The sequence below is a fragment of the Rhizobium sp. PDO1-076 genome, assembly GCF_000247475.1.
In the GTDB taxonomy this organism is placed as follows: Bacteria; Pseudomonadota; Alphaproteobacteria; order Rhizobiales; family Rhizobiaceae; genus Allorhizobium.
Genome location: NZ_AHZC01000035.1, coordinates 1 through 12,597, shown reverse-complemented (window position 1 = coordinate 12,597; position 12,597 = coordinate 1). Strand labels below are relative to the sequence as shown.

Genomic DNA, 12,597 nt, shown 5'->3' with positions numbered 1-12,597 from the left:
CCGGCTCGGTCTCGTTCGGGTTGACCGAGGTGACGCCGGCATTGACGTCGAGCATGGTGGCACCGGCGGCGACCTGTTCCAGCGCGTCCTTGATGACCGTGTCGAAATTGCCTTCGATCATTTCTGCCGCCAGTTTCTTGCGGCCGGTCGGATTGATGCGTTCACCGATGACGCAGAACGGCTGATCGAAGCCGATGATGATTTCCCTGGTGGCAGACGCGACGATGGTACGGGTCATGTGGATCTCCGGTGTGGCCTCTGGGCACTGTTTGCCAGACGGTCGATGGATGCAAGGTGTCTGATGCGGGCGGATGAACTCCTCCCGTATTCTACTTGTCAGTGCGGCAGGTGGGCGGCCTTGTCGACCAGTGCCTGCTGGTCCTGAACGGGCTCGGAGCCGATTTCGTGAAGGCGTTCGGCGACCATGGCATCACTGCGCCCGGTTTCGCGCTTCCATGGCTGGCGGCCCTTCAGGATGCCGGATTCATGGACGATTTCAGCGACATATTCCTCCTGGCGATAAGCCATGACATGCACGCCCGACACGCCCTCGATCTCTTTCACCTCGTTGATGATGTCGATGCAGAGCTGCTTGCCTTCCTTCTTCTGATCCTGTGCGCCTTCGAGGCGGGCAATGACCGAGTCGGGAATATGGATGCCCGGCACGTTGGAGCGGATCCATTTGGCGGTCTTGGCAGACGCCAGCGGGCCGACGCCGACGAGGATGTAGCATTTCTCGTGGAAGCCGAGATCGCGGACCTTCGCCATGTAGTCGCGGAACATCGGTACGTCGAAACAATACTGGCTCTGGACGAACTGTGCGCCGGCCTCGATCTTCTTGCCGAGGCGGTAGGGGCGGAAATCATAAGGCGGTGCAAACGGGTTAATCGCCGCGCCGAGAAAGACCTTCGGCGGCGTTGACAGCTTGCGGCCGGAGAGAAATTTCGCCTCGTCGCGCATGGTGCGCACGGTTTCGAGCAGCGACATGCAGTCGAGGTCAAAGACCGGCTTTGCGCCCGGCTGGTCGCCGGCCTGCACGCCGTCGCCGGTCAGGCACATGATGTTCTGCACACCCATGGCGGCAGCACCGAGCACGTCTCCCTGGATGGCAATGCGGTTCTTGTCGCGGCAGGCGATCTGCATGATCGGGGCGTAGCCCATGCGCGTCAGCAGGGCGCAGATGCCGACGGAGGACATGTGGCAATTGGCGCCGGAGGCATCGACCGCGTTGATACCGTCGACCCAGCCGTCGAAGACCTTGGCGCGTTCATAGACGTCCTGTGGATCGGCGCTGTCGGGCGGGTTCAGTTCGGCGGTGACGGCAAATTCGCCGCGACGCAGGACACGTTCCAGCCGACCGAGAGAGGAATGGCCGGGCAGCGGATCGAGCGGCAGATGGGCGCCAAGCGGGTTTTCGTCGATATGGGCCATGGGTCAGGCTTCCTTGTCGCCGGTTTTCGGGCCAACGGATGTCGGGCCAGCCGATGTCGGGATAGCGGCTTCGCGGCTGGCTGCGGCTTCGGCCGTCACGCGCAGCCAGGACGAGGTTTCGCGCAGCGACTGGTTGACCGGTTTCTGCACGTTCAAGATGGCATCGCCTTTCGCCATGTTGCGCGACCCGTTCCAGGCCTGGACCCAGACGCAGGGCATGTCGGGTTCGACTTCGCAGTTGCCATTGGCCCGCACTCCGCCGCAGGGACCGTTGCGCAACTGCTTGGGACAGTTCATCGGGCAGGACATGCCGGTCGACGACAGCGCGCACTGGCCGCACATGCGACAGTCGAACAACAGGCCCTTGACGTTGCGCTCGACAAAGGTGATCGGCCGCTCGACGCGGGCATAGCCGATGGCTTTCCACAGGGGATGCAGCAACAGGAACATATGGGCGAAGCGGTTGTAGAACCATTCGAGGAAGCGCGAATGGCGCACGGCCCAGAGACGAATGGTGTAGGAGCGGCGGGCGCGGCGGTTCGGCGAGACGCCGGCGGGCGTGTAGGCACCGGTGGCTGCCTTCTTCGCCGGGGCAGCATTGCCCTTGACTATGTTGGGCATCGGAGCCGGATTGGCGTCAGCCATTGTCGCGGCCTCCGGCATGGACCAGGGCGACGAGGCGGGCCTTGTCGTAAGCGGCTTCGATTTCCGTCAGGGCCTTGTCCGCCTCGGCTTCGAGATCGTCACCGACGGGGATCGAATCGGCCTTGCGCCATTCGGCCAGATAATCCTCGGTTTCGGCCGCGCCGGTGCGCATCGCGCACATGTCAATCGCCTCGGTAAAGCGCAGGGAAAGCTCACGCTTGGCGGCCTTGCGCCCCTGCTTGATGATCACCTGGGCCGGAATATCGCGCCAAAAGACGATGATCTTGTCTGCCATGCCACTCACTCCCCATTGTCTCCGCAGAATGCACGGCGTCAGGGTGCCAGACTGCGCTCTTCACGACGTCGCAGACAGCAAAAAACGACGCTATCGGGATTTACCAGATTCGCCGGGTGATGCCGTGGAATATCCACGACCAGAGCGTGGGTGGAAAGTGCAAGGCGGACGGGCCCTTTGGAGCAATAGGCTGCAAGTTGCTGGCCAGCGCATCGGCGACGGCGCGGCAGGTGATGTCGAGGGCGGCAACCGTCAGGACCAGCGGATAGGTCGAGATGAAATCGCCGGCAGCTGGGGTGGTGCGGACCTGGTAGAGCGTGCCGCCGGTGTCCGTACCGGCATCGACGAGATGCACGGTTGCGCCGAAATTGCAGGCATCGTTTAAGCGCCGCGACCAGTAGCCGCCCATCTGGCCGCGATAGGCGGGATTGATACCGGCATGCAGGTTGAGGACCGGGCAGGGCATGGCTGCGAGTTGTTTCCGCGCCATCAGCCGGGTCGAGACTAGCAGGATGGCGGCGGGGCGGATCTGCGCGATCAGGGCGCGGGTTTCCTGATCATTGATCGAGGTGACCTGATGCACGGCGACATTGCCCGGCATGGTGTCGGTCAGATTGTGCGCATCCAGAATTTGCCTAATTCGCTTATTGGCTAATTTCCTCAGGAGCCGCGCGGCGATCATGGTGGCGAGCTGGCCGATCGCCGCAACCCAGCCGAGACGACGGGCGCGGCGACGGGTGATGTCGAGCTTGCTTTCCGGCTGCTCGAGGATGACGTGGATATCGGCATTGCGGGCGGCCAGGGCCTGGATCACCAGCGTCGGATTGAGGCCGCCGGCGGTCATGACAACAACCGGCATAGCCGAGGCGGGGCCATTGGCGTTGTTGGTCGGAGTATCGGTCATCGCCGCCTTACCCGATCAGACGACGAGCATCAGCACGGCGCAGGCCGTGTAGACGACAAAGCCGGCGACAAGCAGGGAGACGACACCGAGCAGGCAGCCGAGCGTTACACCGACGCCATCACGCTGGGAATGGGTAAAGCCGATGATGGCAAGCGCCACGGCCGGCGGCCAATTGCCGAGCGGGATCGGCAGGAAGATGACGACCGCCAGAACCAAAGCGAGAAAGCCGATGACACGTTCAGCAATCCGGCTTTCGAGGAACCAGAAACGCGGCACGACCAGCTTTTCCGCCTTGCGCAGCCACGGCACCAGGCGATCGACAACCAGCTGGAAAGTACTGGCCTCGACGCCGTAGTCGCCGATGCGGCGGGGGAAATAGACGCGGCCCTGGGCCGAGGCAAACATCTGCCAGGCGATGAACACCAGCGGCAGGCCGAGCACGAAAGTCGCGCCGGGCGGCAGCGGCACCAGATTGGGAAGGGCAAAGACGAGCAGGAAGGCACCAAAGGAGCGATCCTGCAAAGCAATGGCGATGTCGCGGATTGTCACCTTGCCGTCACGGGAGCGCGCAAGCCGCGCCAGAAGGTCGGAGAGGTTTTCGGGATGCGCTGCAACAGCAACCGTGGCGCCGGAAATGCCGGCGATATGCGTGTCCACCCTGTCGGTCATGATCTCGCTTCATTGTTTTTTGTTGACCTGGGAGACAGGCTGACAGCGATTGCTTGCGGGACAATTAAGGCCGGAGCATCGGGGCAGATCAATATTGGGTGGATGGTAAAGGCAGGGTTACATTTTCAGCCATGCCGAGGTCAGCCTTGATTTTTCCCAAGAGCTTTGTCACCAACTGGTGGGTGATTTGTTCCATCGGAGAGACGAAGATGTCGGCTTTGACTGCCAAAGGCTTGATGCGACTGACGGTTCTGGGACTGGCGCTGGTGGCGTTGTCGTCCTGCGGCAATACGATCCGCGGTGTCGGCCGCGACATGGGCAATGTGGTCGATGCGACACAGGATGCCGGGCGCAGCGTGGCGAATTCGGTGAATTAAAGGGCTTTTTCGCTCAAAGACCTGAGGCGGTGACCGGTGGCTCTGCAGACGGTGCCGGTCTTGCCGCGAGCGTGAGTTCGCGGTCGAGATCGCCGTAGCCGGTGAAGCGGTATTCGTAGTCGAGCTTCAGGTAGTCGGCCGCCCATTTTGCCTTTTCCTGCAGGGCCTTGTCCTCGGTCTGGGCGAGATAGACGATCTTGGTATAATTGCCGAATACCATGTCGCGCAGTTCGGGATGACGGTCGAGCTTCAGCGGTTCGATGACAAAGGCCTCGAACTGGCGGGTGATCAGGTCGGTCAGGTAGAAGGCGGTGAATTCCGTCTCGCATTCGGCGAGGAACTTTTCCGTGCCGGAGAAGAAGGCGTAACAGTGCGGGCCGGAAATGCGCTCTATGCCCTCTGCGGCACAGATCTTGTCGATCTCGCCCTGGGTGCCGCATTCGGCATAACCAATGAAGATCTTTTCATGGCCATTGGCGCGGGCTTCGGCGATCTTTTCGCGAAGCGCCGGCGCTATCTTGCCGGGATAGACGTGCCAGATGGCCGGAAGACATTCCAGGGTCAGATAATCCAGGCGATTGGCGTCCTTGACGGCCAGAATTTCGCGGGCGATCGCGCCGCACGCAATCACGTGAACTTTTTCGCTTGTCGCGCGTTGTTCCATCGCAAATCGTTCCTCGTTGAATTCAAGAAGGATTACACACTCATGATGGCGAAAAAACTGACCACCGGCGCAGCTCTCATTCTCACCGTATTCGCGCTCAGCGCCTGCGGCAACACGATCCGCGGTGTTGGCAAGGACGCCGCCAGCACGGTCAATGCAACGCAGGCCGCCGGCCAGAGCGTCGAAAGCGCCGCGAACTAAGTTCTTCGGCGCAGGCGACATACAGGTGTCGCCTGCGCCGACTAAGCTTTGCCAAGAAGGAGAGGGGCAATGACACTTACATCGGTTGCAAAAGCGAGCGCCATCTACATGCTGGTGGCTGTGCTGTATTCCACCGGACATATGGCGATGAACTCCACGTCAACTGCAGATGGTCCGCAGCGCGGCGTCCAGATGTCGCTTTTGGCGGATGCCGGCCAATAAGCCCGGCATCCCTGTTTCGGGTCTTCAAACCCGGTTTTAGCGCTTCAGAGCTAAGGGCTCAGGCGCGGGCACCGAGGCTGTTGTGCTTGCGGGCGACAAATTCCTTCGCCGTTTCAACGGCCACGGCCGCATCACGACAATAGGCATCAGCGCCAACGGCCTTGCCGAATTCCTCGTTCAGCGGCGCACCACCGACCAGAACGACGTAATCGTCGCGGATGCCTTTTTCCTTCATCGTGTCGATGACAACCTTCATGTAAGGCATGGTGGTGGTCAAAAGCGCCGACATGCCGAGAATGTCCGGCTGTTCGCGTTCCAGGGCTTCCAGGTAGTTCTCGACCGGATTGTTGATGCCAAGGTCGATGACGTCGAAGCCGGCACCTTCCATCATCATGCCGACGAGGTTCTTGCCGATATCGTGGATGTCGCCCTTGACGGTGCCGATAACCATCTTGCCCTGTTTCGGGGCGCCGGTGGCGGCCAAAAGCGGGCGCAGGATGGTCATGCCGGCCTTCATCGCATTGGCCGACAGCAGAACTTCCGGAACGAACAGGATGCCGTCGCGGAAATCGATGCCGACGATGCGCATGCCTTCTACCAGTGCCTGGGTCAGGACGTCGTAAGGCACCCAGCCACGCGCGAGCAGGATGTTTGTCGCTTCCTCGATTTCTTCCTTCAAGCCGTCATAGAGGTCGTCGTGCATCTGCTGCACAAGCTCTTCGTCGGACAGGTCTTCGAGAATGATTTCGTCGTCTGACATTGGATGTTTCCCGCTCGCTGTTTTTTTGGCACTGTCGATGACAGTTCAAATCGAGACTGCCTGAGTTGCAGTTAAACCTCAAGTTCGTGAAAAACTCTTTTCGAAAGCGACGCGGCTTCGGTGAAAAGCGACGGGAATGGACAAGGCATGTCCGCAACGTGCCATTGGTTGGCGCAATAAGGAATGTTTCCCATGGAAATGCGAATAGCATAAAGGTGAGGAAGCAGCGCGGAATGCGCGAAGGACGAGGAAACACAGATGGACGATAGCACAGCACAATCGGGCGCCGGTCGGCGCGTGCGCGGAGAAGGCCGGGGCGCTGCCGCCAGGCGCGCCTCGCGGACGGGTGGAGGCCCGGGCGCGTCGCTTTCGTATATCGAGCGCCAGATTCCGGTCTATGAAGTGCTCAACGAGGAGGCTTTGCTGCTGATCGAGCGCAATGCCGACATCGTGCTGGAGGAAATCGGCATCGAATTCCGCGAAGACCCGGAAGCGCTGGAACTGTGGAAGCAGGCCGGCGCCGATGTGCGCGGCGAGCGGGTGCATTTTCCCAAGGGCCTGTGCCGCGAAATCCTGAAAACGGCACCGTCGGAATTCACCTGGCACGCGCGCAATCCGGAGCGCAATGTGCGAATCGGTGGCAATGCGACCGTGTTTGCGCCGGTCTATGGCCCTCCCTTCGTGCGCGACCTGGAAGGCGTGCGTCGTTATGCGACGATCGAGGATTTCCGCAATTTCGTGAAGCTCGCCTATATGGCGCCGTCGATCCATTCGTCGGGCGGCACGGTCTGCGAACCCGTCGATGTGCCGGTCAACAAGCGCCACCTCGACATGATCTACAGCCATATCAAATATTCCGACAAGCCGTTCATGGGCTCGGTGACCGCGCCGGAACGGGCCGAAGACACGATCGCCATGGCCAAGCTGGTGTTCGGCGACGATTTCGTCGAGAACAATTGCGTCACGCTCAACCTGATCAACGCCAATTCGCCGATGGTCTTCGACGAGACGATGGTTGGCGCGCTGAAGGTCTATGCCCGTCACAACCAGGCCTGTGTCGTATCGCCATTCATTCTGTCGGGTGCGATGAGCCCGGTCACGGTCGTCGGCACGCTGACGCAGATCCTCGCCGAAGTTCTGGCCGGGGCTGCATTTACCCAGCTGATCCGCAAGGGCGCGCCGGTGCTGTTCGGCACGTTTGCCGCCTCGATCTCGATGCAGTCCGGCGCACCGACCTTCGGCACGCCGGAGCCGTCGCTGGTCTCTTACGGTGCGGCCCAGCTGGCACGCCGTCTCGGCCTGCCGTTCCGTACCGGCGGCTCGCTGTGCGGCTCGAAGGTTCCCGATGCGCAGGCAGCGCACGAATCGGCCAATACACTGAACACGACGCTGCTGGCCGGCACCAATTTCGTGTTGCATGCGGCCGGCTGGCTCGAAGGCGGCCTGGTGTCGTCCTACGAGAAGTTCATGATCGACCAGGACCAGCTCGGCATGATGCAGAAGATGGCACAGGGCGTCGACACGTCGGAAAGCGGCCAGGCGATGGACGCTATCCGCGAAGTCGGTCCCGGCAGCCACTATCTCGGTTGCGCCCATACGCAGGCGAATTTCCAGACGGCCTTCTACCGCTCGGCGCTGATGGACAACAACTCGTTCGAACAGTGGGAAATCGAAGGCGAAAAGCGCATCGAACAGCGCGCCAATGCGCTCTGCCGCTCGTGGCTCGACAGCTATGAAGCACCGGCGCTTGATCCGGCGCTGGACGAGGCGCTGCTGGCCTTCATCAAGGGTCGCAAGGATTCGATGCCCGACGCCTTTACCTGAAAGGCTCCCGCAGCCAGGGAGCAAGGCGGTGCGGACAGGGTGGCGGACATGATCCAGGAAGAAGTCTGGCGTCCGCACTATAAATTCGAGGGGCCGCGATGAGCGGCCCTTCGGCCATTCTGGCGCGTCTGTCGGATGCTCTGGCAGCGCATGGACTGTTTACCCGCGGTGTCGTGCATCTTGACGCGACAGGTCCAGTGCCGGCACCAACGCCGGCACTGGCCGATGGTTCAGCCGCACGTACCATCGTGCTTGTCGGTCCCATCGGCGGCTCGCTGTGGCCGACCTTCAGCCAGTGGCGGACGGCGCAAACCGACAAAGGCGGTGCGCATCCGCTTGATGCCTGGTCAAAGGTAATCCTGACCGCGACCGCGCAGACATTTGGCGCCACCGCATATTTTCCGTCGGATCCGCCCTACCAGCCGTTTCAGGCATGGGCGATTGAGGCAGAGGGGATGAAAGCTTCACCGCTCGGCATCCTGATGCATCCGCAATTCGGTCTCTGGCACAGCTATCGTGGCGCGCTTGGCTTTTCACATGCGCTGGATGCGTCGGTCAGCGCGCATGAGGTGACGCATGCCTGCGATCGCTGTCTTGACAAGCCGTGCCTCAGCCAGTGTCCGGTGAACGCCATTAGTCCCGCAGGTTTTGATGTGCGCGCCTGCCGGTCCCATCTGGCAACAGAAGCCGGGCAGCCAGGATGCATGGCCCAGGGATGCCTAGCCCGCAATGCCTGCCCGGTGGGGCAGGCCTATCGGTATCCGGGGCCGCAGTTGCGCTTTCACATGGAAGCGCTCGGAGAGGCCCCGGAATAGACCAGATCAGGCTGCTTTCTTGAGCGGAGACTTGGCAACGACCTTTGGTGCAGCGTCCTTGCGGACGACAGGGCGGACGCTGCGCTGCGGCAGAAGCGCGATGACTTCATCGGCGAGACGGGCGGCATTCTCCAGCGCCCTGGGCAGGTTGGAGACTTCCAGCATATCCAGATTGTGCAGCAGACCACCGCGGTCGAAGACGTCGCGGTAGGCCGCACGCTCGGCAATGGCGGTGGTCAGGGTGCGGATGCCTTTTTCCGTGAGGAAATCCTTGGCGGCCTGCAACGCGCGGGTGGTCACGGCAGCGTTGACGCGGGTCAGGACGACGGAATGGGGGATCTTGACGTCGCACTTGCTGGCGAGTTCGGCCAGCAGATCGAGGACTTCGGCGCCGCCCTGGGCGTCCATGGCGCAGCCCTGCACCGGGATGATGACATGGTCTGCTAGGCCGACGGCGCGGGCAAGCAGCGCATCATGGGACGAGGGCAGGTCGATCAGGATATAGCCACCGCGCTTTTTTGCCTTCAGGGTTGCCGCCTCGATCGTCTCGTCACTGACCGGCACGACGGAGAGCAGCGCACCCGTTCCATTCTTGGCATGCCAGCGGCTCATCCAGCCACGCGGATCGGCATCGAGAATGGTGACGCGGTTGCCGCGGGAAACGAGTTCGCATGCGAGCATGAGGGCCGCCGTGGTCTTGCCGGCGCCGCCCTTGGTGTTGGCAAACGTTACAACTGGCATAATCTTTTCCTCTTAAAATAAGGGTCCGAGCCAAGTCATCGCTCTGGTAAAGCAGCCGTCTATATGCTGCGTGACGAGGATCATTGGTGCGCATGGTTAACCAATGGTAAATGCGACACTGGATTTGTTAACGACCTGCAAAAAGGCATGCGTGGCAAGGCTTTGCAGTCAGAGAAGGTATTTCATCTTGCTGTTGGGACGATTGATTTGTCTGACTTATCTGCTGCTCGCTGTGACATCCGGCACAGTCCTGGCCAAATGTGGGGAGATCGACGAAAACGGCACGCGTTACACCGCCTGCCGTTACAATCCGGGCGAGGTTGCGATCCGGACTCACCTGGCCGATCCCGACGGGCGGATCTACGGCGGATTCGATTCCCTCCGGCGACAGCTCTGGGCCGAGCGTCGCGTGCTGCTGTTTGCGATGAACGGCGGCATGTATCACGAAGACCGATCGCCCGTCGGCCTGTTCGTCGAATATGGCAGGACACCGAAATCCGCGGTGACCGGCGGCGGATGGGGCAATTTTCATCTGCTGCCGAATGGGATATTTGCTGTTCGGGACGGCAAGCCGATGGTGATTGAAACCAAGGCTTACATGGCCCAGGGCATCACGGCGGATTTTGCCACGCAGTCAGGGCCGATGCTGGTGATCGACGGCAAGCTGCATCCGCGTTTCCTTGCCGACAGCGACAGCCTGAAGGTGCGCAACGGCATTGGTATCGATGCCAAGGGGCAGGTGCATATGGTGATTTCGAACGGGCCTGTGCGATTCTACGACTTCGCCAGACTGTTTCGCGACCGGCTCGGCTGCGCCAATGCGCTCTATCTCGACGGGACGATTTCGAGCGTATTCATTGCGGACAGCAACAGGCGCGACCGGCTGTTTCCGGTCGGTCCGATCATCTCGGTCAGCGTTCCCTTACCGAACTGAGCGGGGTCTCAGACGGCCGCCTTCAGACGGCAGCCTTGGGATAGGCGCGCTCCAGTCCACCGGACGCCTGCAGTCCCTTGCGGAAGGCGGCAAAGGCCGGATGCTGGCTGGACTTGGCGGCCTCCATCAGGCGGATCTGCAGGCGGGCCGGGGCGTTGTTGCCGATCCACTCGCCACAACGCTCTAGCTTAAGCGAATTCAAGAACTTCGCCTCGGAGGCGCGATCCAGATAGAGATGCAGGCCTTCGAACAGGGCTTCGTCCTGCGCGGCATTTTCAAACAACAGGCGCAGGAAAGACTGATCCTGGTCCTGCAGGGTCGAAAACTTGTCGGCGACGGTCTGACGATCCGGGAAAACGGACATGGCGGATACTCCTTCACTCGGCTTACTGCAGCTTGCAGCCACAGACGGCCGCGCTTATTAGGTCAAGCTACACCACAACAAGATTGTCCGAAACTTGTCTGTGGCATTGGTACACAGGCTGCTCGAATTGCACGGTGCTTGCGGTACCGGCAAACGGAAAACGGCGGCCCGAGAGCCGCCGCTTGCAGATGTCTTCAGAGGAGCCGACCGCTGATCAGCCGCGACGACGGTTGCGGCGGCCGCTTTCCTGGCTGCTCGATTCGGTCGCCGTCTTGTTGCGCAGCGGGCCAATGCGCTCGACAATGACCTCGAGTGTCGGACGCGGGCCGGGCGTGTAGTCGTCGATGGCGGCGCGCATGGCGGCCAGGTGGCCGCAGGAGGTGCCGCAGCAGCCGCCGATGATCCGGGCGCCGGAATCACGGGCGAGGCGGGCATAGTCGGCCATCAGCGGCGGGGTGCCGGAATAAAAGATCTCGGTACCGCGGAATTCCGGGATGCCGCAATTGCCCTTTACGATGACGGTCGCATCCGGATTGGCTGCCGTCATGTCGAGCAGGCTTGCGAGAATATCCGAGGCGCCGACGCCGCAATTGGCGCCGACGGCAAGGGGGCCTGCGCCGATATCGCCGGCAACGCCGTGGATGTCCTTGGGGTCAAGGCCCATCATCGTCTTGCCGGCGGTGTCGAAGGAACCGGTAAATGTGTAAGGCAGACCGACTTTTACGGCGGCTTCGGCAGCAGCACGGATTTCCTCGGGCGACGACATGGTCTCGATCCAGGCGACGTCGGCGCCACCGGCTTTGAGGCCTTCCATCTGCTCGACAAAGGCCGCGACCGCCTCGTCGTAGGTCATCGCGCCGAGCGGCACCAGCAGTTCGCCTGTCGGGCCGACGGAGCCGGCGACGATCACCTTGCGCGGTGCCTTATCGGCGACGGCGCGGGCAATCTCGGCGGCCTTCCGGTTCAATTCGTGCACGCGGTCCTGGGCGTGGTGCAGCTTCAGCCGGTGGCGGGTGCCGCCGAAGGAATTGGTCAGGATGATGTCGGCGCCGGCATCGACGAAGTCCTGGTGCAGCTTGACGATCTTTTCCGGCTGCGCCTCGTTCCACAGTTCCGGCGCCTCGCCGGCTTCAAGCCCCTGGGCGAACAGATTGGTGCCGGTTGCGCCATCGGCGAGCAACACGCCTTTTTCAGCCAGCAGATCGGAGAGCGGATTGGAAAGGCTTGCCATGGTCGGTCCTTTGATGATGTTTGATCCATCATATAAAGAAGTCTTTATGTGACTTCAACGACTAAAAGAAAAACGGCCCCGATGGCGCATGCCAACGGGGCCGATCGTGACATGTCCCTAAGCCCCTAAGCGGCCACGAGCGGCTTTTCCTCGTGGTTCACCGGCGTGACCATAGACGAGATGATCTGCTGCAGATCGATCATGCCAATGGGGGCGCCATGATCGTCGACGATCTTGGCGCTGGCCTGGTTGAACTCGATCATCAGCTTGGCGGCGGTTTCCAGAACCGTGCTGCGCGGGATGGCGATGCCCTCGGCCACCCCGACAAAGGGCGACATGATGGTATCGACGCGGATGACGCGGCCGCGGTTGACCTCCTTGACGAAGGAGCTGATGTAGTCGTCGGCCGGTTTCAGCACGATTTCCTGGCCCGTGCCCTGCTGGATCACCTCACCATCGCGCAGGATGGCGATCTTGTCGCCGAGACGCAGTGCCTCATCGAGATCGTGGGTGATGAAGA

17 protein-coding genes and 1 pseudogene are annotated in these 12,597 nt (G+C 61.5%); 6 read left to right on the top strand and 12 right to left on the bottom strand.

The window, feature by feature from the left end; all coding sequences use genetic code 11:
* The 6 genes and pseudogenes from PDO_RS03315 to PDO_RS03290 form a co-directional block, all read right to left on the bottom strand.
* Window positions 1-238, bottom strand: a pseudogene (locus tag PDO_RS03315) (methyltetrahydrofolate cobalamin methyltransferase); the annotation flags it as partial.
* A 98-nt stretch (window positions 239-336) separates the two neighbouring features.
* On the bottom strand, window positions 337-1,431 hold the full coding sequence (locus PDO_RS03310) for a methylenetetrahydrofolate reductase (protein ID WP_007597803.1): 1,095 nt from the start codon (window positions 1,429-1,431) through the stop codon (window positions 337-339).
* Between the two features lie 3 nt (window positions 1,432-1,434).
* Window positions 1,435-2,076, bottom strand: a complete 642-nt coding sequence (locus PDO_RS03305; protein WP_007597802.1) for a methylenetetrahydrofolate reductase C-terminal domain-containing protein — start codon at window positions 2,074-2,076, stop codon at window positions 1,435-1,437.
* On the bottom strand, window positions 2,069-2,371 hold the full coding sequence (locus tag PDO_RS03300) for a virulence factor (RefSeq protein WP_007597801.1): 303 nt from the start codon (window positions 2,369-2,371) through the stop codon (window positions 2,069-2,071). The genes PDO_RS03305 and PDO_RS03300 overlap by 8 nt, the downstream gene beginning before the upstream one ends.
* 100 nt (window positions 2,372-2,471) lie before the next feature.
* The gene (locus PDO_RS03295) at window positions 2,472-3,275 is read right to left on the bottom strand and encodes a formyl transferase (RefSeq protein ID WP_007597791.1); all 804 of its coding nucleotides are present in this window, start codon (window positions 3,273-3,275) and stop codon (window positions 2,472-2,474) included.
* Window positions 3,276-3,290: 15 nt separating this feature from the next.
* Entirely contained in the window at window positions 3,291-3,944 is a 654-nt protein-coding gene (locus PDO_RS03290; protein WP_007597789.1) for an exopolysaccharide biosynthesis protein, read from the bottom strand.
* 236 nt (window positions 3,945-4,180) lie between these two features.
* On the opposite strand from PDO_RS03290, the gene PDO_RS26910 reads away from it, so the two are divergent.
* Window positions 4,181-4,321, top strand: coding sequence for an entericidin domain-containing protein (locus PDO_RS26910; protein ID WP_085995727.1), 141 nt, complete (start codon window positions 4,181-4,183; stop codon window positions 4,319-4,321).
* Window positions 4,322-4,334: 13 nt separating this feature from the next.
* Here PDO_RS26910 and PDO_RS03285 read toward each other — a convergent pair whose 3' ends face one another.
* Entirely contained in the window at window positions 4,335-4,985 is a 651-nt protein-coding gene (locus PDO_RS03285; protein WP_037072506.1) for a DUF1638 domain-containing protein, read from the bottom strand.
* Window positions 4,986-5,027: 42 nt separating this feature from the next.
* On the opposite strand from PDO_RS03285, the gene PDO_RS27730 reads away from it, so the two are divergent.
* Both PDO_RS27730 and PDO_RS28195 read left to right on the top strand, forming a co-directional pair.
* Complete coding sequence (locus PDO_RS27730; RefSeq protein WP_037072510.1) at window positions 5,028-5,186, top strand: entericidin domain-containing protein; 159 nt, start codon at window positions 5,028-5,030, stop codon at window positions 5,184-5,186.
* A gap of 69 nt (window positions 5,187-5,255) precedes the next feature.
* The gene (locus PDO_RS28195) at window positions 5,256-5,408 is read left to right on the top strand and encodes a hypothetical protein (protein WP_007597776.1); all 153 of its coding nucleotides are present in this window, start codon (window positions 5,256-5,258) and stop codon (window positions 5,406-5,408) included.
* A gap of 58 nt (window positions 5,409-5,466) precedes the next feature.
* Here PDO_RS28195 and PDO_RS03275 read toward each other — a convergent pair whose 3' ends face one another.
* Window positions 5,467-6,168 carry a corrinoid protein gene (locus tag PDO_RS03275; protein ID WP_007597768.1) on the bottom strand — a complete coding sequence of 234 codons (702 nt, stop codon included), beginning with the start codon at window positions 6,166-6,168 and terminating at the stop codon, window positions 5,467-5,469.
* Between the two features lie 258 nt (window positions 6,169-6,426).
* Between PDO_RS03275 and PDO_RS03270 the strand changes: the two genes are divergently transcribed.
* Complete coding sequence (locus PDO_RS03270; protein WP_007597766.1) at window positions 6,427-7,992, top strand: trimethylamine methyltransferase family protein; 1,566 nt, start codon at window positions 6,427-6,429, stop codon at window positions 7,990-7,992.
* Between the two features lie 98 nt (window positions 7,993-8,090).
* The gene (locus PDO_RS03265; RefSeq protein ID WP_007597764.1) at window positions 8,091-8,807 is read left to right on the top strand and encodes a 4Fe-4S dicluster domain-containing protein; all 717 of its coding nucleotides are present in this window, start codon (window positions 8,091-8,093) and stop codon (window positions 8,805-8,807) included.
* A 6-nt stretch (window positions 8,808-8,813) separates the two neighbouring features.
* Here the strand turns inward: PDO_RS03265 and PDO_RS03260 are convergent, their stop codons facing one another.
* The gene (locus tag PDO_RS03260) at window positions 8,814-9,548 is read right to left on the bottom strand and encodes a ParA family protein (protein WP_007597762.1); all 735 of its coding nucleotides are present in this window, start codon (window positions 9,546-9,548) and stop codon (window positions 8,814-8,816) included.
* A 187-nt stretch (window positions 9,549-9,735) separates the two neighbouring features.
* Between PDO_RS03260 and PDO_RS03255 the strand changes: the two genes are divergently transcribed.
* The gene (locus PDO_RS03255; protein WP_007597761.1) at window positions 9,736-10,482 is read left to right on the top strand and encodes a phosphodiester glycosidase family protein; all 747 of its coding nucleotides are present in this window, start codon (window positions 9,736-9,738) and stop codon (window positions 10,480-10,482) included.
* A gap of 22 nt (window positions 10,483-10,504) precedes the next feature.
* Here the strand turns inward: PDO_RS03255 and PDO_RS03250 are convergent, their stop codons facing one another.
* The 3 genes from PDO_RS03250 to PDO_RS03240 all read right to left on the bottom strand — a co-directional run.
* Entirely contained in the window at window positions 10,505-10,846 is a 342-nt protein-coding gene (locus tag PDO_RS03250; RefSeq protein WP_007597760.1) for a hypothetical protein, read from the bottom strand.
* A 214-nt stretch (window positions 10,847-11,060) separates the two neighbouring features.
* Window positions 11,061-12,077: a betaine--homocysteine S-methyltransferase gene (bmt, locus tag PDO_RS03245; RefSeq protein ID WP_007597759.1), complete on the bottom strand. Its 1,017-nt coding sequence runs from the start codon at window positions 12,075-12,077 to the stop codon at window positions 11,061-11,063.
* Window positions 12,078-12,202: 125 nt separating this feature from the next.
* The coding region (locus PDO_RS03240) for a hypothetical protein (protein ID WP_007597757.1) at window positions 12,203-12,597 on the bottom strand (395 nt) is incomplete at its 5' end.

Coding starts and splice junctions, on each gene's coding strand:
- PDO_RS03285 (WP_037072506.1), bottom strand. CDS start 4,985: ATGGAACAACGCGCGACAAGCGAAAAAGTTCACGTGATTGCGTGCGGC.
- PDO_RS03300 (WP_007597801.1), bottom strand. CDS start 2,371: ATGGCAGACAAGATCATCGTCTTTTGGCGCGATATTCCGGCCCAGGTG.
- PDO_RS28195 (WP_007597776.1), top strand. CDS start 5,256: ATGACACTTACATCGGTTGCAAAAGCGAGCGCCATCTACATGCTGGTG.
- PDO_RS26910 (WP_085995727.1), top strand. CDS start 4,181: ATGCGACTGACGGTTCTGGGACTGGCGCTGGTGGCGTTGTCGTCCTGC.
- PDO_RS03305 (WP_007597802.1), bottom strand. CDS start 2,076: ATGGCTGACGCCAATCCGGCTCCGATGCCCAACATAGTCAAGGGCAAT.
- PDO_RS03260 (WP_007597762.1), bottom strand. CDS start 9,548: ATGCCAGTTGTAACGTTTGCCAACACCAAGGGCGGCGCCGGCAAGACC.
- PDO_RS03295 (WP_007597791.1), bottom strand. CDS start 3,275: ATGACCGATACTCCGACCAACAACGCCAATGGCCCCGCCTCGGCTATG.
- PDO_RS03250 (WP_007597760.1), bottom strand. CDS start 10,846: ATGTCCGTTTTCCCGGATCGTCAGACCGTCGCCGACAAGTTTTCGACC.
- PDO_RS03265 (WP_007597764.1), top strand. CDS start 8,091: ATGAGCGGCCCTTCGGCCATTCTGGCGCGTCTGTCGGATGCTCTGGCA.
- PDO_RS27730 (WP_037072510.1), top strand. CDS start 5,028: ATGATGGCGAAAAAACTGACCACCGGCGCAGCTCTCATTCTCACCGTA.
- PDO_RS03310 (WP_007597803.1), bottom strand. CDS start 1,431: ATGGCCCATATCGACGAAAACCCGCTTGGCGCCCATCTGCCGCTCGAT.
- PDO_RS03270 (WP_007597766.1), top strand. CDS start 6,427: ATGGACGATAGCACAGCACAATCGGGCGCCGGTCGGCGCGTGCGCGGA.
- PDO_RS03275 (WP_007597768.1), bottom strand. CDS start 6,168: ATGTCAGACGACGAAATCATTCTCGAAGACCTGTCCGACGAAGAGCTT.
- PDO_RS03290 (WP_007597789.1), bottom strand. CDS start 3,944: ATGACCGACAGGGTGGACACGCATATCGCCGGCATTTCCGGCGCCACG.
- bmt (WP_007597759.1), bottom strand. CDS start 12,077: ATGGCAAGCCTTTCCAATCCGCTCTCCGATCTGCTGGCTGAAAAAGGC.